Annotated in this window: 16 protein-coding genes; 12 read left to right on the top strand and 4 right to left on the bottom strand. The window is 66.1% G+C overall.

Translation table 11 applies throughout. The features are described from left to right. The first annotated feature begins 290 nt into the window (after positions 1-290). The 8 genes from MJ606_RS03675 to MJ606_RS03640 all read left to right on the top strand — a co-directional run bounded on the left by MJ606_RS03675 (position 291) and on the right by MJ606_RS03640 (position 5436). The gene (locus MJ606_RS03675; RefSeq protein ID WP_243048044.1) at positions 291-749 is read left to right on the top strand and encodes a hypothetical protein; all 459 of its coding nucleotides are present in this window, start codon (positions 291-293) and stop codon (positions 747-749) included. 96 nt (positions 750-845) lie between these two features. Further along, a complete protein-coding gene (locus tag MJ606_RS03670; RefSeq protein WP_243048043.1) occupies positions 846-1388 on the top strand; it encodes a peroxiredoxin in 543 nt (180 codons plus the stop codon). Then, a complete protein-coding gene (locus MJ606_RS03665) occupies positions 1388-1951 on the top strand; it encodes a hypothetical protein (protein ID WP_243048042.1) in 564 nt (187 codons plus the stop codon). The genes MJ606_RS03670 and MJ606_RS03665 overlap by 1 nt, the downstream gene beginning before the upstream one ends. Before the next feature lie 61 nt (positions 1952-2012). Next, complete coding sequence (locus tag MJ606_RS03660) at positions 2013-2765, top strand: DUF2884 family protein (RefSeq protein WP_243048041.1); 753 nt, start codon at positions 2013-2015, stop codon at positions 2763-2765. A gap of 109 nt (positions 2766-2874) precedes the next feature. Further along, on the top strand, positions 2875-3315 hold the full coding sequence (locus MJ606_RS03655; RefSeq protein ID WP_243048040.1) for a PA2169 family four-helix-bundle protein: 441 nt from the start codon (positions 2875-2877) through the stop codon (positions 3313-3315). Between the two features lie 109 nt (positions 3316-3424). Beyond that, positions 3425-3697 (top strand): DUF2845 domain-containing protein, encoded by a 273-nt coding sequence (locus tag MJ606_RS03650; protein WP_243048039.1) that lies wholly within the window; start codon positions 3425-3427, stop codon positions 3695-3697. A 151-nt stretch (positions 3698-3848) separates the two neighbouring features. Beyond that, positions 3849-4151, top strand: a complete 303-nt coding sequence (locus MJ606_RS03645; RefSeq protein WP_243048038.1) for a DUF2845 domain-containing protein — start codon at positions 3849-3851, stop codon at positions 4149-4151. 76 nt (positions 4152-4227) lie between these two features. After that, positions 4228-5436, top strand: coding sequence for a low temperature requirement protein A (locus tag MJ606_RS03640; RefSeq protein ID WP_243048037.1), 1209 nt, complete (start codon positions 4228-4230; stop codon positions 5434-5436). A gap of 45 nt (positions 5437-5481) precedes the next feature. On the opposite strand, the gene MJ606_RS03635 is transcribed toward MJ606_RS03640, so the two are convergent. Continuing rightward, on the bottom strand, positions 5482-6498 hold the full coding sequence (locus tag MJ606_RS03635) for a 2-dehydropantoate 2-reductase (protein WP_243048036.1): 1017 nt from the start codon (positions 6496-6498) through the stop codon (positions 5482-5484). Next, positions 6495-8153 (bottom strand): FAD-binding dehydrogenase, encoded by a 1659-nt coding sequence (locus MJ606_RS03630; RefSeq protein ID WP_243048035.1) that lies wholly within the window; start codon positions 8151-8153, stop codon positions 6495-6497. The genes MJ606_RS03635 and MJ606_RS03630 overlap by 4 nt, the downstream gene beginning before the upstream one ends. Before the next feature lie 226 nt (positions 8154-8379). Here MJ606_RS03630 and MJ606_RS03625 point away from each other — a divergent pair, with 226 nt between their 5' ends. From MJ606_RS03625 to lpdA, 4 genes are all read left to right on the top strand, one after another. Beyond that, the gene (locus MJ606_RS03625; RefSeq protein WP_243048034.1) at positions 8380-9216 is read left to right on the top strand and encodes a DUF2884 family protein; all 837 of its coding nucleotides are present in this window, start codon (positions 8380-8382) and stop codon (positions 9214-9216) included. Between the two features lie 155 nt (positions 9217-9371). After that, complete coding sequence (locus MJ606_RS03620) at positions 9372-10205, top strand: mechanosensitive ion channel domain-containing protein (RefSeq protein WP_243048033.1); 834 nt, start codon at positions 9372-9374, stop codon at positions 10203-10205. Positions 10206-10364: 159 nt separating this feature from the next. Continuing rightward, positions 10365-12047: a dihydrolipoyllysine-residue acetyltransferase gene (gene aceF / locus MJ606_RS03615; protein ID WP_243048032.1), complete on the top strand. Its 1683-nt coding sequence runs from the start codon at positions 10365-10367 to the stop codon at positions 12045-12047. Positions 12048-12139: 92 nt separating this feature from the next. Next, entirely contained in the window at positions 12140-13906 is a 1767-nt protein-coding gene (gene lpdA, locus MJ606_RS03610) for a dihydrolipoyl dehydrogenase (RefSeq protein ID WP_243048031.1), read from the top strand. Positions 13907-13984: 78 nt separating this feature from the next. On the opposite strand, the gene MJ606_RS03605 is transcribed toward lpdA, so the two are convergent. Together MJ606_RS03605 and MJ606_RS03600 are read right to left on the bottom strand one after the other, a co-directional pair. After that, positions 13985-15034, bottom strand: coding sequence for a hypothetical protein (locus tag MJ606_RS03605; protein WP_243048030.1), 1050 nt, complete (start codon positions 15032-15034; stop codon positions 13985-13987). A gap of 395 nt (positions 15035-15429) precedes the next feature. Continuing rightward, positions 15430-17304 (bottom strand): sulfotransferase family protein, encoded by a 1875-nt coding sequence (locus MJ606_RS03600; RefSeq protein WP_243048029.1) that lies wholly within the window; start codon positions 17302-17304, stop codon positions 15430-15432. Between the last annotated feature and the right edge of the window lie 46 nt (positions 17305-17350).

Raw genomic sequence — 17350 nt, 5'->3', positions numbered from 1 at the left:
ATGGCGGCGACGCTCGACGGGGTGTTCCTGGCCTGCTGGTTTTGCCGGATGTTCCGCAGCGTACCCTGCGCTGATCATGCCCGCTACAGTGGCCATCGCGCGGCTCTGGGCCACCATGGCTCGGCCCTCCGTGCCCCGTAAGTGAAGCCCGGCCAAGGCATCCTCCACGCCATCTTCACGTGAGGAGGCCAGGATGAACGCACCCAGGCACGTATCCCGAAGCGTTCAGGATGGCTGTTCACAATAGCAGTCGCTGTCTGAAGTCCCACTCACGAACCAAGGAGAAGACGATGATCAAGCGTACATTTGGAATGGCCGCCCTGGTGCTGGCTTGCGCTGGCGTGATGACCGCGCTTCCGGTCACCCGGGCGCAGGCAGCCGACGCTGAAGTGAAGTGCGACCTCAGTTTCAGCCTGTCCGGCTGGTCCGTGATCTACAAGCACGCGTCGGGCAGCGGCACCGTGGTCTGCAGCAATGGCCAGCGCGCCAAGGTGAAGATCAGCGTGAACGGCGGTGGCCTGACCGCAGGCAAGTACCGCATCGACAACGGCAAGGGCGATATCACCCATGTGCGTAGCATCAACGACGTGTTCGGCGACTATGCACAGGCAAGCGCCGAGGCCGGCGTGATCAAGAGCGGCGAGGCGCAGGTGCTGACCAAGGGCACCACTTCGCTGGCGCTGCATGGCAGTGGCGAAGGCGTCAACCTGGGCATCTCGGTGGGCCAGTTCTCCATTACCAAGCAGTAACCGGACCCCGTTGCTCGACCGCAAAGGGCGCCTATGGCGCCCTTTGTTTTGGCAGCGCGTACACTGCTCCCGGTTTCCACCCTTCGGAGTGTCGTCATGCGTCGATTGTCGCTGCTAATGATGTTGGTTGTGCTGCTTGGGTTCATCGTTCCCGTCCATGCCGACGAGCCGTCGGCGCTGCCGCAGGTGGGGCAGGCCGCGCCCGATTTCCGCCTGCAGGACCAGAACGGCAAGTGGCAGACGCCCGCCGATCACCGCGGCCACTGGCTGGTGCTGTACTTCTATCCCAAGGATTTCACGCCCGGCTGCACCACCGAGGTCTGCACGTTCCGTGACGATGTCGCCAAGCTGCGCCAGGCCGGCGCCGACGTGCTGGGCGTGAGCCTGGACGATGTGAAGTCGCATGCGGAATTTGCCGCGAAGTACCACGTGCCGTTCCCGCTGCTTTCCGATGCCGACAGCAAGACCGCGCAGGCCTACGGGGTGCTGACTTCCAAGGTGGGCTTCAAGTACGCACGCCGCACCACCTTCCTGATCGATCCGCAGGGCAAGGTCGCCAAGGTCTACCAGGACGTGGACCCGGAGAAGAATTCCGCCCAGGTGCTGGCGGACCTCAACACGCTGAAGGCGTCCTCCTGATGCTTTTGAAAGTGAAGCGCGGTGATGCCCGTTCCAGCGGATTCGCAGCGTGGCGCATCCTGGTGTGGCTGATGTTGTTGCTGGCCGCATTTGGCTGCCTGCAGAACGCGGTCCACGCCCAGCACCTGTGGGATGCGCTGCGCGGTCATGCCACGCTGAGCGACGATGCCACGTCCCAGCTGCACCGCATGCTGGCCTGGGATGCAGGCTTCTTCACCGCCGCCTTCGCGACGGTGGTGGTCTGCGCGGGTGCCATCCTTCACCAGGCCTGGGCGCGGCCCGCCCTGCAGGTGGTGGCGGTGGCGCTGGCCCTTGCCTGGGGGCTGGTGGGTGGCTTGGCGTCGCTGTCGCAATGGCATGATTTCAGTAGCGCGATTGCGCTGACCAATGCGCAGACGCCGCTCAATGAGGCCTACCAGGCAGCGTTCGCCCACGTGCGCCGTACCTTCATGGTCTCGCTGTCATTGCGGGCGCTGGCCGTGCCGGTACTGCTGTGGCTGGCCTGGTACCTGGGCCGACCGCAGGTGCGGTCGCAGTTTCGGCCGCGCCCCGTGCGCCGCTGAGTTCAGCGGCGGTTGCGGCGCGGGCGGTTATCGCTGCCGCATGGTCGTTACCGGATCTTCCATGCGCATGCGCCGCCTGCCTGTCGCCCTCACGCTCCTGCTGCTTCCGCTGGCGCTTCCCGCGCAGGACCTGGCCACCACCTGCCACGCCAGCAGCAGCTATGACCTGACCCTGGCGCCGGATCACCTGTTGTTCGATCGGCCGCAACCGGCGCCGCGCCAGGTCGAGTTGCGCGACGGCAGCCTGCGCACCGACGGCGCCGCCGTGGCACTGCGGGCGGAGGATCAGGATCGCCTGGCCCTGTTCGAGCGGGAGCTGCGCGCGCTGGCGCCGCGCGTCAAGGCGGTGGCCGTCCAGGGCGTGGACCTGCTGGCCTCGGCGGTGCATGACGAAGGTGCTCGCCTCTCGCTGGGGCTCGATACGCGTGCCGAGCTCGATCGCCGCGTGGCCGCGCGGGCGGCCGGGCTGAAGCAGCGCATTGCTGCCAGCAACAGCACCCACGATTGGCAGGGCAACCTGGCCGACCAGTACGCCGACCAGTTGGCAGCCGAGCTGCTGCCGTTGCTGGCCAATGACCTGGGCCAGCAGGCCGTGCAGGCGGCCATGAGCGGTGACCTGCAGGCGGCGGCCGACCTGCGTGACAGCGCCACCGACCTGGCAACCCAGTTGCGTCCGCGGCTGGAGCAGCGCATGCAGGCGCTGGCGCCGCAGGTAAAGGCCCTGTGTCCGGCCATCCAGCGACTGGCCGAGCTGCAACAAGGCGTGCGGGATGCCGGTGGCCAGCCGCTGAACCTGCTGCAGCTGGGGCAGTAGAACGCAGGCTGAGCGGGTTGGGGCTGCTTCGCCGGGATTAACCTTCCGCTAAGTGGCGAAGTACCAGCATGGTCACCGCAGTTCCCCCCGGAGTTCAGGAGGCGACCTCGTGTCGCACGCTCGCATACCGCACTACAACGCCCTGATCCGCCGGGGCATCGATGATCGCGACCTGTACCGGCGCGCACTGACCCAGGTGCGCGAGCCCGGTCTGCAAGCCCTGCTGACGGAAAACCTGCAGACGCTCGACGTGCTGATCGGCGACCTGCAGGCGCAGGTTCATGCCAGCGGCCGTTCGCCGGCCCGCCATGGCACGCTCGCTGGCGCCATACGCAGCGCGCTGGCCGAAGTGACGGCGGGCTTCGCTTCCAACCGGGATGCGGCCTGGGTGCATCGTCTGGCGCGCAACGAGTGCTCGCTGTTGCATCGCTTCGAGCAGCAGATGGCCCATGCCTCGGACGAGTCGGCGCGCGTGCTCAGCGTGCAGCTGTCGCGGCTGCATGGCATCCATCGGGACATGCACTGTCTGGCCGGTACCACCCATGGTTGAATGCTGCACGGGTGCCGGTCGTCCTGCTTGATGTCCACGGCCATCGTCACGACGTGATGGATCGTTTCGGGTGTTTCCGGTACCGCCGTTTACCGACAAGGAGTTCATCATGCGCCGCTATCTGGTCATCCTGCTGTTGTCGTTGAGCCTGGCCGCGCACGCCGGCAGTACGCTGCGCATCGGCAGCGAGGTACTTACCGTGGGCGATAGCGCCGTGCGCGCGATGCAGCTGCTGGGCAAGCCTGATTACAAGGAGCCGGTGGAGAGCGATTTCGGCGGCTACCAGGGCGAACGTTGGCAATACCAGCGCGACGATGGGCACATCGTCATCGTCACCATCATTGCCGGCAAGGTCGCCGACATTCAGGACCGCACCCGCTAAGCAGGGCCTGCATCGCCCGCCCGCGCGCCACGGCTGCGCGGGTTGGCGTCCTACAGCGACGCGCGGCCGCAGCGTCTGCCTTGCCTCTCTGCCTCATCGCTAAGGTGAATAGCGCCGCACACGAGGTGCGGCGGCGGGCAGGGGAGTGCTCATGCGTCGAATGCTTGGTTTGATTGGCCTGCTGGCGGCGTGCGTGGCCTATGCGGGCAGCGGCACGTTGCGGGTCGGCAGTCAGGTGCTGGTGGTGGGGGACAGTGCGGCCCGGGTGGTCGAGCTGCTGGGCAAGCCGACCTACAAGTCCAGGGGCAAGGCGGCATCCCACACGACGGGTCGCGGCAAGCCGCGCAAGACAGGTCGTGCGGAGAGCGCTGGCGAGCAGTGGCAATACCGCGTGGGCAACCGGCTGGTCACCGTGGTAGTGGCCGATGGCAAGGTCAGCGCCATCCGCGACTGAGGGCTTGGCGCTGCGGAGGATGGCGACGGTGCGGCCACTCATGCGATAACGGGCGCGACTCCAGGGAGGTCGTGCCATGTCAGAAGTGCCTGTAAGCATCCCTAGCTTGCTGCGTCCGCGCCAGGCCGGCATGCACGGCAAGGTCACCAATATCGAGCTGTTTTTCGATCTCGTGTTTGTGTACGCGGTGACCCAGCTTTCCCACACGTTGTTGCGTGACCTGAGCCTGTTCGGTGCGTTGCATGTGCTGCTGCTGTTCCTGGCGGTGTGGTGGGTATGGATATTTACCGGCTGGATCACCAACTGGCTGGACCCGGAGCGACTGGCGGTGCGCCTGTTGCTGCTGGCGCTGATGTTTGCGGGCTTGCTGCTTTCCACGGCGCTGCCCGAGGCGTTTGGCGTGCACGGGCTGATGTTTGCGGGCGCCTATGTCTTCATGCAGGTGGGACGCTCGTGCTTCATGCTCTGGGCATTGCGGCATTCGCCGCTGGCGGCGCGGCGCAATTTCCATCGCATCACGACATGGCTGGTGGTTTCCGGCGTGCTGTGGATCTATGGCGGGCTTATCACCGGCGAGGCGCGCCTGGCCTGCTGGACGATCGCGCTCGCCATCGAGTACCTGGGGCCGGCGATGTTCTTCTACGTGCCGGGCCTGGGGCGTTCCAGCACCAGCGAGTGGGACGTGGAGGGTGGCCACATGGCCGAGCGCTGCAGCCTGTTCGTCATCATCGCGCTGGGCGAATCGGTGGTGGTGACCGGCAGCAGTTTCGCGGAGGGCGCGCGCACGCTCGATGCCTGGATGGCGTTCGTGATCGCCTTCGTCGGCTGTGTGGCGATGTGGTGGATCTATTTCGACATCGGCGCCGAACGCGGTAGCCGCTCGATCCGCGAATCGACCGATCCGGGACGTACCGCGCGCCTGGGCTATACCTACCTGCACCTGCTGATTGTCGCCGGCATCGTGGTGGGCGCCGTGGGCGATGAGCTGAGCGTGAGCCACCCGCATGCCGTTGCCGATGCGGCGCAGGTGGCCGTGTTAATCGGCGGCCCGGCGCTGTACCTGCTGGGCAACGCGCTTTTCAAGATGACGGTCAATCACACCCGCTTCCCGCTGTCGCATCTGGTGGGGCTGGCATTGTTGCTGGTGCTGCTGATACCTGCGCCCAGGTTGTCCGTGCTTTCGCTGGCGGCGTTGACCACGCTGTGGCTGGTGGTGGCGGCGGCCTGGGAGACGCTATCGCTGCGCAACCTGCGGCGCGAGCTGTACGAAGCAGAAAGCCATTGAGCGTCATGACGCTACCCTCCGCTGCGCGGAGCGTGGCGGATGAATCTACGCGACGCGCAATTCTTCCAGCAGCTGCTTGGCACGCCATGCATGTCGCTGGCGTTCCGCTTCACGCATCAATTCCACCAGGCGGGCATTCACCGGTGCCTGCGTGGCGTGCATGGCGGCCAGCCGCACGATCTCGCCGTTGATGGCGTCGACCTCGGTCGGCCGGCCGGCCTCGAGGTCTTCCCACATGGACGAGCGCGCCAGCGGATCGATCGCCAGCAGGCGCGAGGCGAGCCGGCGGAACCAGGCATCGGGCATTTCCAGCACACGCGGCAACCAGCCGGGTGGCAGCGGCGTCAGCCGGGCCGGGCGTATGCCGGCGATGGCGAAGACCGCCAGCGCTTCGCGTTGCGCCATCGCCAGGCACAGCCGCCACGCGCGCTGGGACAGTTCTTCCCGCAGTGGCAGGCCGGACAGCGCGTTTACCGCGTTGTTGAGATTGAGCAGCAGCTTGGCGGCCTGCACCGCGGGCATGTCGTTGCGCGCGGATAACGGCAGCCCCGCCGCGGCGAACAGCGGAAGAAACGGCGCCAGCGCATGGTTCGCTTCCACCATCAGTTCGCCCGCGGAGCCCTGGTGGAAGATGCCCGGCCCACGCTGCAGGACATTGAAGGGCACCATGCCGGCCAGCACCGGATGCCTGGGCAGCACGGCGCGAAGGATCTCGGTGTTGTGCAGGCCGTTCTGGAAACTGATCACCGGCACGCCGGGCGCGATCACGCCGGCGAGCTCGCGCGCGGCGGCCTCGGTGGCGGAGGACTTTACCGTCACCAGGATCAAATTCGCCTTGGCGGCGGCGAAGGGATCGATCTGCAGGTCCAGCGCGCGGGCGGGGATGTGGCCGCGGTGACCGTGCAGGTCGCTCCACGCCAGCCCGCGCAGGCGCAGCGCGTCGATCACGCGGCGGCGGCCGATGTAGGTGACGCGGGCATGCTCATGCAGTCGCCCACCGAGGTAGCCGCCGACGCTGCCGGCGCCGTAGATGGCGATGCGGGGCTTGGCGTGCTCGCTCATGCCACCGCCTTTGCCGCCGCGCGTCCGGCGATGCGTCCGGAGAACAGGCAGCCGCCCAGGAAGCTGCCTTCCAGGGCGCGATAGCCATGCAGCCCGCCGCCGCCGAAACCGGCGGCTTCCCCAACTGCGTAGAGGCCGGGCAATGGTTGGCCATCGTGGCCGAGCACGCGTGCGTCTAGGTCGGTTTCCAGTCCGCCCAGCGTCTTGCGCGTGAGGATGTTCAGGCGCACGGCGATCAATGGCCCGTTGGCCGGATCGAGCAGGCGATGCGGCTTGGCCACGCGCACGAGCTTGTCGCCGCGATAGCGTCGTGCGTTATGGATGGCCATGACCTGGCCGTCCTTGGCGTACGGGTTGTCGAACTGCAGGTCGCGGGCTTCCACTTCCCGACGGATCTGCGCCGCGTCGAGCAGCGAGTTGCCGGCCAGCGCATTCATGCCGGCCACCAGCTCTTCCAGCGTGTCGCGCACGATGAAGTCGCGGCCATGCTGCTTGAACGCTTCCACCGGTGCGGGCGCACCCTTGCCGACGGCGCGCTTGGCGACCTGTCGCCAGTTTCTGCCGGTGAGGTCGGGGTTCTGTTCCGAGCCGGACAGGGCGAACTCGCGGCGGATGATCTGCTGGTCGAGCACGAACCAGCTGTAGTCGTAGCCGGTGCGGCGCAGGTGTTCCAGCGTGCCCAGCGTGTCGAAGCCCGGCCATAGCGGGCCGGGCAGGCGCCTGCCGGTGGCGTCGAACCATAGTGAAGAAGGGCCGGGCAGGATGCGGATGGCGTGCATCGGCCAGATCGGATGCCAGTTCTCGATGCCTTCCACGTAGTGCCACATGCGGTCGCGGTTGATCAGTCGCGCACCCGCATTTTCGCTGATGCCGAGCATGCGGCCGTCCACGTAGGCGGGTACGCCGCACAGCATATGCGCGGGTGGCGGGCCCAGCCGTTCGGGCCAGTTGCGGCGTACCAGTTCATGATTGCCGCCGATGCCGCCGGACGCCACGATCACCGCCTGCGCACGTTGTTCGAAGGCCTGCACTTCATCGCGCGAACTGGGCTTGCCGCGCTCGGCGCCATCGGCGGCCAGCACCTGGCCGTGCACGCCGACCACGGCGCCGTGTTCCACGATCAGTTCATCCACCCGGTGGCGGAAGCCGAACTGCAGCAGGCCCTTGGCTTCCGCTTCGCGTGCGCGGCGCACGAACGGCTCGATCACGCCGGGGCCGGTGCCCCAGGTGACATGGAAGCGCGGTACTGAGTTGCCGTGGCCGATGGCGCCATGCCCGCCGCGCTCGGCCCAGCCCACCACCGGAAACCAGCGCATGCCCATGGCGTGCAGCCAGCGGCGCTTCTCGCCCGCCGCGAAGTCCACATAGGCTTCGGCCCAGCGCCTGGGCCAGTGATCCTCGGCACGGTCGAACGCGGCCGTGCCCATCCAGTCGGCCAGCGCCAGGGCATGCGAATCGCGCACACCCATGCGTCGCTGCTCCGGCGAATCGACAAAGAACAGCCCGCCGAATGACCAGAACGCCTGTCCCCCCAGGCTTTGTTCCGGCTCCTGGTCCAGCACCAGTACCCGCTTGCCGGCATCGGTCAGCTCGGTGGCGGCCGCCAGCCCAGCCAGGCCGGCGCCTACCACGATGGCGTCACGTCCCTCCCGCATCCCACGTCCCCACATGGTCAACCCTGGGCAGCGAACTTAGCGGGTGCCGGCAAGGATGCCTATGCGCACTGCGACATAAAAAACCGCGGCTGGAAAACCATGGATCAGAGCCATGACCGATGGCAGGGCATGACACCTGGCCCATGTCGCGCCGCGCCATGCGGCGCATCGTGTATTGGAAGCCATGCGACGGCTCGCATGGCTTGCAGCCTGGGGAGGCACTGGTATGCGCAAGACATGGTTGGCCTGGGCGCTGGCGGCGGGCGTGGCCTTCGGCGGCGCGGTGCAGGCGCGCGATATCCATTTCAGTGATGGCAACTGCGGTTACTCGACCGATTACGACGTGCGCGTGACGCCGGACGGCATCGACTTCCAGCGCACGGCTGGCCAGCCTGGCCGCGTCTTCATGCACGACGGCCAGCTGCGGGTAGATGGTCGTGAGGTGGCGGTGTCCGCGGGCGATGCCGCCCGCCTGCGCGCCTACGAGACGCAAGTACGCGCGCTGCTGCCCGAGGTAGCGGGCATCGCGCGCGAAGGTGTCGACATCGGCTTTGCCGCGATGCGCACGGTGCTGCTGACCTTCGCCGAAAACAATGACGAGCGGCAGGACATGGTCAGCCGCCTCGATCAGAACCATCGCCTGGCCCTGGCCCGCATCGACGACGGCCTGGGCAAGGGCGTGTGGAAGCAGCACGACATGGACGATGTGATCGAAGGCAGCATCCAGGCATCGGTTTCCGACCTGGTCGGCAAGGTGACCGGTGCCGCGGTCAAGGCGGCGCTCAGTGGCGATCAGGGCAAGGTCGCGGCGCTGGAAGCGCGGGCCGATTCGCTCGACGCCACCATCGACAAGGAAGTGAATGCGCGCGCCGATCAGCTCGACCAGCGCGCCGCCGCGCTGTGCCCGCGGCTCGGTTCGCTGGACCAGTTGCAGCAGCAGATGCAGTTTCGCCTGCAGGACGGCTCGCGGCTGGTCCTGCTGACGCACGACAACAGCAACCACAAGAAGCTGGCTACAGCCACGGATCAGGCGCGCGCCGCTGGAGGCGATTCCGCGCATTGATCGCCCGGCCACCGCGCCCGCGCATGGCCGCTATCCCGCGCCGCGCCATCCCCCTGGCGCGGCTTTTTTGTGCGCGGCGCTTGCGGCGGTGGCAACGGAACCTTGATCGATGGGCTGCTAGCATCCCCGGCTTTGTCACGCACGAGTCCTGGCCCATGCACGACCTCCTGGCGCGCCTGCATTTTTCCGAAGGCACCATCACCACCCTCATCAACGTGAGCATCGCCGTGGTGATGCTGCTGATCGGCCTGTGGCTGGCCGCGCGCGTGGCCAACTTCGCCCGTCGCGCCATGCGCCGCGCCAATGTCGACGAAACCCTCAGCGGCTTCCTGCGCAACCTGATCAATGGCGTGCTGGTGGCCCTGCTGATCGTGATGGCGCTGCAGCAGGCCGGTGTACCTTCGGCGCCGCTGGTGGCGGCGCTGGGTGCGGGCGGACTGGCCATTGGCCTGGCGCTGCAGGGCTCGTTGAGCAACCTGGCCTGGGGCGTGCTGCTGATCGTGTTTCGCCCGTTCCGCGTGGGCGACTTCGTCCACGCCGGTGGCATCGATGGCACGGTCGAAGGCGTCAGCCTCATGTACACGCTGCTGGTGATGCCGGACAACCGCGAGGCGGTGGTGCCCAATGCCAAGATCGGTTCGGAAGCCATCATCAATTTCAACCGCCGTGGCACGCGGCGCTTCGAGTTGAAGGTGGGCATCGGCTACAAGGACAGCATCGGCAAGGCGATGGACCTGGTACGCGAGCTGTACGCGGCCGATGCGCGCATCCTGAGCGATCCCGCGCCGGGCGTGTGGACGGAGAGCCTGGGCGACAGCGCGGTGGTGTTGGTGCTGCGCGGCTATACCCGCAGCGGCGATGTCTGGGCTACCCAGACGGATTTGCTGCGCGCGGTGAAGGAGCGCTTCGATGCCGAGGGCATCAGCCTCCCGTATCCGCAGCGCGAGCTGACGGTGGTGCAGGGTTCCTTGCCGGGGCGAACGGCTTGAAGCCGGGCCGAATCGTGCCACCAGGCCGCTGCATACGTATGCGAATGGTGGATTAAAACGATCCAAAAGCGACCGAAAACGGGTGTCGTTCGTTATGATTGATGCCTTACGCGGCCGTCATCCCCGCACGGCACGCCATCGCCATCCGTAGGAGAAACCATGGCCGACCTCAAAGAAGCACGCGTTCCCGACATCGGCAGCGAGAACGTGCCGGTGATCGAAGTGCTGGTGAAACCCGGCGACAAGGTGGCCAAGGAGCAGGGCCTGGTCACGCTGGAGTCGGACAAGGCGACCATGGAAGTGCCGGCCCCGTTCGCGGGCACGGTGAAGGAAGTGAAGCTCAAGGTAGGCGACGAAGCCTCCGAGGGCACCCTGATCGCCATCATCGAAGTGGACGGCGCAGCCGCCGCCCCGGCGCCGCCGCAGTCCGCGCCGGCCAAGGCCGAAGCCCCCAGCAAGGCCGCACCGGCCCCCGCTCCCGCCCCGGCTGCCGCCGCACCCGCCGCCAATGGTGGCGTGCGCGAGGTGCGGGTGCCGGATATCGGCAGCGCCGACGTGCCGGTCATCGAAATCCTGGTGAAGGTGGGTGACACCATCGCCAAGGACCAGGGCTTGATCACGCTCGAATCGGACAAGGCGACGATGGAAGTGCCGGCGCCGTTCGCGGGCGTGGTCAAGGAACTGAAGGTCAAGGTGGGTGACGAGCTGTCCGAAGGCAGCCTGATCGCCCTGGTCGAGGCCGCTGGCGGTGCGCCGGCCGTGGTGCCCGCAGCACAGCCGGCGCCGGCCAAGGTGGCGGCAGCACCGCTGGTGGAAGAAAAGCCCGCGCCCATCGGCGGCCGCAGCGTGTTGCCGGGCAATGCGCCCGAGGGCGACGTGCCGCCCACCGTGCGCCCGCCGTTCGACTCGGGCATCGTCATGCCGGGCGATGCCCCGTATGCCAGCCCGGCCATCCGCGCCTTTGCGCGCGAGCTGGGCGTGGACATCCACCAGGTCAAGGGCAGCGGCCGTGGCGGCCGCATCCAGCGCGATGACATCAGCGCCTATGTGAAGCACGCGCTGGCCTCGGGCGCGCGTCCTACCGGTGCGCCGGTGGCGGCGGGCGGCGGTCTCAACCTGCTGCCCTGGCCCAAGATCGACTTCAGCAAGTTCGGCGAGATCGAAGAGAAGCCGCTGTCGCGCATCCAGAAGATTTCCGGCGCCAACCTGGCGCGCAACTGGGCGATGATCCCGCACGTCACCCAGCACGAAGACGCCGACATCACCGAGCTGGAAGCGTTCCGCAAGAAGCTGGGCGAAGAGAACAAGGACCTGAAGATCACCCCGCTGGTCTTCCAGATCAAGGCGGTGGTGGCGGCGCTGAAGAAATTCCCGCAGTTCAACGCCTCGCTCGACGAGAGCGGCGAGAAGCTGGTGCTCAAGAAGTACTTCCACATCGGCATCGCGGTGGACACGCCCGATGGCCTGGTGGTGCCGGTGATCCGCGACTGCGACAAGAAGGGCCTGCTGGACCTGGCCATCGAACTGGGCGAGATCTCCAAGAAGGCGCGCGACAAGAAGCTTGGCCCCAACGAAATGTCCGGCGGCTGCTTCTCCATCTCCTCGCTCGGCGGCATCGGCGGCACGGCGTTCACGCCGATCGTCAATGCGCCGGAAGTGGCGATCCTGGGCGTGTCCAAGGCCTCGATCAAGCCGGTGTGGAACGGCAAGGAATTCGCGCCGCGCCTGCTGCTGCCGTTGTCGCTCAGTTACGACCACCGCGTCATCGACGGCGCGCTGGCGGCGCGCTTCGCCTCCTTCCTCGCGCAGCAGCTGGGCGACATCCGCCGCCTGCTCCTGTAATTGCTCCCTCTCCCATCGGGGAGAGGGTCGGGGTGAGGGGCGGCCCCCGCGTCGCCCCCATGCATAGCGAAAAGAAATTCCAAGGATTCCCCATGGCAAGCACCATCGAAATCAAGGTTCCCGACATCGGCGGTCACGACAACGTGCCGGTGATCGAGGTGCTGGTGAAGGTCGGCGACACGGTCGCCAAGGAACAGAGCCTGATCACGCTCGAATCGGACAAGGCGACCATGGAGATTCCCTCCAGCGCCGCCGGCGTCATCAAGGCGTTGAAGGTGAAGGTGGGCGACGAGGTGTCCGAGGGCGCGGTGATTGCCGTGCTGGAAGCCTCCGGCGCCGCCACCGAGAAGACCGAGGCGCCCAAGGCTGCCGCGGCGGCACCCGCACCCGCGCCTGCCAAGGCGGCTGCTCCGGCGCCGCAGGCAGCCGGAGCATCGGGCAGGACGGCCGACATCACCTGCAAGCTCGTCGTGCTCGGCTCTGGTCCGGGCGGTTACACGGCGGCGTTCCGCGCTGCGGATCTGGGCGTGGACACCGTGCTGGTCGAGCGTTACGCCTCGCTGGGTGGCGTCTGCCTCAACGTGGGCTGCATCCCGTCCAAGGCGCTGCTGCACGCGGCCGCGGTGATCGACGAAGCCGAGGCCATGGCGGCCCACGGCGTGACCTTCGGCGCGCCGAAGATCGATATCGACAAGCTGCGTGACTTCAAGACCAAGGTGGTCGGCAAGCTCACCGGCGGCCTGGCTGGCATGTCCAAGCAGCGCAAGGTGCGCACGGTGCAGGGCGTGGGCACCTTCGTATCGCCCAACGAAATGGAAGTGAAGACGGCTGAAGGTACCCAGCTTATCCGCTTCGAGAACGCCATCATCGCCGCGGGCTCGCAGTCGGTGAAGCTGCCGGCGTTCCCGTGGGACGACGAGCGCATCATGGATTCCACCGGCGCGCTCGAACTGAAGGACGTGCCGAAGAAGTTGCTGGTCGTCGGCGGCGGCATCATCGGCCTGGAAATGGCCACGGTGTATTCCGCGCTCGGCAGCGAAGTGACCGTGGTCGAGTTCATGGACCAGATCATTCCCGGCGCCGATGCCGACCTGATCAAGCCACTGGCGCAGCGCCTGGGCAAGAAGCTCAAGGGCGTGCACCTCAAGACCAAGGTGGTGGATGCCAAGGCCACCAAGAAGGGCATCGAGGTCAGCTACGAAGGCGAGAGCATTCCCGAGACCGCGCTGTTCGATCGCGTGCTGGTCGCAGTGGGGCGTTCGCCCAATGGCAACAAGATCGGCGCCGACAAGGCCGGCGTGGCCGTGACCGATCGTGGCTTCATCAACGTCGACACGCAGATGCGCACCAACGTGCCGCACATCTTCGCCATCGGCGACCTGGTGGGCCAGCCGATGCTGGCGCACAAGGCCACGCACGAGGCCAAGGTGGCGGCCGAAGTGGTGGCCGGCTTGAAGAGCCATTTCGATGCGCGCGTGATTCCGTCGGTGGCCTACACCGATCCGGAAATCGCCTGGGTCGGCGTGACCGAGCGCGAGGCGAAGGAAAAGGGCCTGAAGATCGGCGTGGGCAAGTTCCCCTGGGCCGCCAGCGGACGCGCCATCGGCATCGACCGCACGGAAGGCTTCACCAAGCTGCTGTTCGATGAGGAAACCCATCGCGTGGTGGGCGGCGGCATCGTCGGCCCGCACGCAGGCGATCTGATTTCCGAGGTGGCGTTGGCGATCGAGATGGGCGCGGAAGCGGCCGACATCGGCCTCACCATCCACCCGCATCCCACGCTGAGCGAGTCGGTGGGCATGGCCGCCGAAATCTATGAAGGCACCATCACCGACCTGTACCTGCCGAAAAAGAAGTAACCTCGCTTCGGCAGATGAATAGAAAAAGCCCGGGTTTCCCCGGGCTTTTTTTGTGCATGTGCTGGATGGCAGGCGTTCTCAGTTCGACTCGGTGAACTGGATCGAGGGCGTCGAGCCACTCGAGGCGGTGCAGCTGCCCAGGTTCAGGTTGTTGCTCTCGCCGGTGGTGCCCGAGTCGGCCACGCACGAGGGCGCAGTGGTGGAACCATCGCTCACCGCCACCTTCACCGTGATCGACGAGCCGCTGTTGAACTCCGCCTCGGAGCCGCCGGCATTGCCGACCACATTGAACTCCGCCTCCTTCCACACCTGCGCCAGGTACAGCACGCTGTCCTTGCCGCTGGAGCTGTAGGCCGTGGTGCCATTGGTGAACACCACCGTGTCGTTGCCGCCGGACGAAACCGTGCCGGTCAGCTTCACGTTGGCCAATTGCGTCGCCGGTACGTCAGGTGCGGTGGCAGCGGCGCTGTTCTTGTAGCAGTCGCCCTCGCCATCGCTCTCAAAGCCGCTGGGGCAACGGCTGCTGCCGTAACCGATCAGCCAGTACTGCATGAACACGGCCGCCTCGCCTTGTTCTTCGTAATCCGGCGCATACACGAACTGCTGCCAGATCGTGCAGCCGGAGTGGCTCTTGCATGCGGAAGTGGTGGAGTCGAAGCTGGAGTTGATCTGCAGCGAGTACTCGTTCGCGCCGAGAATGCCGCCGCCACCGTAGGCGGCCACGCCCACGCCCTTTTCCGACGTCACCCCCGTCACGCTCGGGAAGCTGCCCACCGCCTGGGTGATCAGCGAGGTGGTCTGCAAGGTGTAGTCATTGCCGTTGCCGGCGGTTTCCGGGCTGCTGAAGGTGTGCCAGCGCGGCAGCGGCCGAATGCGTGGGGTGGCCTGCTTGCACGCCACCTGGTGCCAGATGACGCTGGGATACTCGGCCTGGAAGCAACCTTCCGAAGGCGTTGCGACATGCGCGATATCTTCACGCCAGCTGTCACGCGCCTGTGCTTCCAGCGGGCTGACGAGCTCGCTTGGAGCCTGGGCGGAAACATGGTTGGACTGGGCAGCACAAACAGCAGGTAGCGCGGTGGCGCCGACAAGGCCGGCGACAAGTGCCAACGTCAGTTTTGCTCGCATTGAAATTCTCCCTAAGTACGCGAATAGCCATCGGTTCCGACCCATGACGATTCATGAGTCGGTGATTTCCAACAACAACTCACCCACAAACCGACAACTGGAACAGTTGTCAGTCGATCTCAACGATTACCTTGATGCTTCCCCTGATAGAACACGATGAAGCGATGACGTGCTTGCAACTGAGTACTCGGTCACGATTGGAACAACTGCGTAAGCACCTGCGTCATGTCGTAGACATGTTCGTGTGATTCGAAAAAAAATTCGCCATGGGCCGGATAAGCACACCGGAATGCATGGTGGTGTCGACGCTCCGTGATGATGCGTTCACGTCGCAACGCAATGCGCACGGCGTGGATATGGTTCGCGGACGTGCGCCAGCGAAGGGCGCGACAGCGTCAGTCGCTATAGCCCAGGCGTTCCATCATCGGCTGCAAGATCGGCAGTACCGGCTCGAACTTCTCACGATAGGCATGCCATCGATTCACCGCCTTGCCATGAATGTTCTGGGTTACCTGCGCATAGCTGGGCGTGCTGATAAAACCCTTGTTGCGCGCGTGCTCCGCAAATTGCGCCATCGGCGATGCGTCGCTCACTTGCAGGAACTGCCCCAGGCGCGTCACGTGTTCGTCGAATCGCGCCACCACCGATTCGTAGCGCCATTCCAGCACGCGGGGCGCGAATATTTCCACGTGCCGGTACCAATGTTCGAAGGCATCGACGTAGCCTCGGGCCAGGCGTTCCAGCGACGAACACAGCACCATGAAGGCGGGTGAGCGGAACGGTTGCATGAAGCAGCTCAGCAGCACGTCGCACGGATGCCGCAGGCACAGGATGATGCGTGCCTCCGGAAACAGCCGCGCGATCATCGGCAGGCACAACATGTTGAGCGGGTTCTTGTCGACCAGTCGGCGCTGGCCAAGGTCGGGCGCCACGCGCCGAACCATGTCGGCATAAATGTCGCGAAGCTGATCCACGTTGTGCTGTGTCAGGTGTGCCAGATCGGCCGGATAGACCTGCCCGGTCAGCTGCATGCGCTTGATCAGCTCGTAGACAAAGGCGCGCTCATCCATGGAGCGAAAGTCGGGATGGGCATCGAGCATTTGTTCCAGGAGGGTGGTTCCCGAGCGCGGGAAGCCCACGACAAACACCGGGCTTTCCTGGCTGCTCGGCGCTTGCCGCGGCGTCCACCGATCAAACTCGATGCGGCTCACTTGCTGGGTCACCATATCGAGCGGCTGGCTGCCTTCGGCCAGCAGCTCGGGCACGAAGTCCGCCGCAAAGGCCAGTTGCTTGGCATGCGCGATCTGCAGTGCCTGCCAGGCTTCATCGTGGCGTCGCTGCTTGTCTCTGGCCGCGGCAAGGCTGAAGGCGGCATTGGCCAGCACCTGGGCGTCATGGCCTTCGTCCAGCAGCTGCTGATAGATCGCCGCCGCCTGGTCCAGCTCGCCAAGACGCGCAGCCAAGCTTGCGTGTACCTGCAGGCCTGCCTGGCGCAGCGTTTGTTCGGTGGGCGGCAGTGACTGCAGCCGTTCCAAGGGCAGCGCCGACAGCTCCGCCCTGGCGTATTCGATCTGGTTGTTGCGCTCGTACAGTGAGGCGCGCAAGGCCGCGATGCGCGACTGCACCAATGGCCGCTGTGGTCCCTCGGGCAGGATGGCCTGATCGAGCGAGTGAAACGCAGTCGCCTGGTGGCCGAGGCTCGACAGTATGGTGGCGAGGATCAATGCCTGGTCGGCCGGTTGTGGCGGCCAGTCGGCGGCGCCTTCAAGGGCGACTTCGGCGCCCCGGGTGTCGCCGCAAAAGTGACAGGCATACGCCGCCTGCAGGCGTGCCTCGACAAAATCCGGTGCAAGGCTCACTGCCTGCAGCAGGGCTTCACGTGCGAGCAACCAGCGTTCCTGCTGCGCGTACAGCAGGCCCAGGTTGTAGTGGACCTCCGCCTGTTCGGGGGCGAGGCTCACGGCCTTGAGCATGGCCTGTTCGGCCGTGCCTGCATCGCCGGCCTGGCGGGCCACGATGCCAAGGTTGTTCCAGTATTCGGAAACGTCGGGCCGGCGTGCCGTCAATCGACGGAAGGTGGCGACGGCTTCTGTGCCGCGAGCTGCGGACTGCTGCGCAAAGCCGAGCAACAGCAACGCGGTGTCGTCAGCGGTATCGAGGTCGGCGATGGATTCGCCGAGGGCCAGCACGCGTGACATGTCGCCGTGGTTGTAGGCAGCGAGCATGTTTGCAAGCAGCTGCTGCGATGAGGGGGAAACAGGTTCGCTCATCGTTGGATCTTAGCAGCGGGTGGCCGCAACCTCGCGGTTGCGGCCA

This window comes from Dyella sp. RRB7 (assembly GCF_022761115.1).
In the GTDB taxonomy this organism is placed as follows: domain Bacteria; phylum Pseudomonadota; class Gammaproteobacteria; order Xanthomonadales; family Rhodanobacteraceae; genus Dyella.
Note: the sequence above shows the minus strand (reverse complement) of the source record. Positions and strands in the feature narration are given on the sequence as shown.

What these genes read in the sequence shown, in the direction of transcription:
- MJ606_RS03675 (WP_243048044.1), top strand. Translation starts at nt 291, where the DNA reads ATGATCAAGCGTACATTTGGAATGGCCGCCCTGGTGCTGGCTTGCGCT.
- MJ606_RS03670 (WP_243048043.1), top strand. Translation starts at nt 846, where the DNA reads ATGCGTCGATTGTCGCTGCTAATGATGTTGGTTGTGCTGCTTGGGTTC.
- MJ606_RS03665 (WP_243048042.1), top strand. Translation starts at nt 1,388, where the DNA reads ATGCTTTTGAAAGTGAAGCGCGGTGATGCCCGTTCCAGCGGATTCGCA.
- MJ606_RS03660 (WP_243048041.1), top strand. Translation starts at nt 2,013, where the DNA reads ATGCGCATGCGCCGCCTGCCTGTCGCCCTCACGCTCCTGCTGCTTCCG.
- MJ606_RS03650 (WP_243048039.1), top strand. Translation starts at nt 3,425, where the DNA reads ATGCGCCGCTATCTGGTCATCCTGCTGTTGTCGTTGAGCCTGGCCGCG.
- MJ606_RS03645 (WP_243048038.1), top strand. Translation starts at nt 3,849, where the DNA reads ATGCGTCGAATGCTTGGTTTGATTGGCCTGCTGGCGGCGTGCGTGGCC.
- MJ606_RS03640 (WP_243048037.1), top strand. Translation starts at nt 4,228, where the DNA reads ATGTCAGAAGTGCCTGTAAGCATCCCTAGCTTGCTGCGTCCGCGCCAG.
- MJ606_RS03635 (WP_243048036.1), bottom strand. Translation starts at nt 6,498, where the DNA reads ATGAGCGAGCACGCCAAGCCCCGCATCGCCATCTACGGCGCCGGCAGC.
- MJ606_RS03630 (WP_243048035.1), bottom strand. Translation starts at nt 8,153, where the DNA reads ATGCGGGAGGGACGTGACGCCATCGTGGTAGGCGCCGGCCTGGCTGGG.
- MJ606_RS03625 (WP_243048034.1), top strand. Translation starts at nt 8,380, where the DNA reads ATGCGCAAGACATGGTTGGCCTGGGCGCTGGCGGCGGGCGTGGCCTTC.
- MJ606_RS03620 (WP_243048033.1), top strand. Translation starts at nt 9,372, where the DNA reads ATGCACGACCTCCTGGCGCGCCTGCATTTTTCCGAAGGCACCATCACC.
- aceF (WP_243048032.1), top strand. Translation starts at nt 10,365, where the DNA reads ATGGCCGACCTCAAAGAAGCACGCGTTCCCGACATCGGCAGCGAGAAC.
- lpdA (WP_243048031.1), top strand. Translation starts at nt 12,140, where the DNA reads ATGGCAAGCACCATCGAAATCAAGGTTCCCGACATCGGCGGTCACGAC.
- MJ606_RS03605 (WP_243048030.1), bottom strand. Translation starts at nt 15,034, where the DNA reads ATGCGAGCAAAACTGACGTTGGCACTTGTCGCCGGCCTTGTCGGCGCC.
- MJ606_RS03600 (WP_243048029.1), bottom strand. Translation starts at nt 17,304, where the DNA reads ATGAGCGAACCTGTTTCCCCCTCATCGCAGCAGCTGCTTGCAAACATG.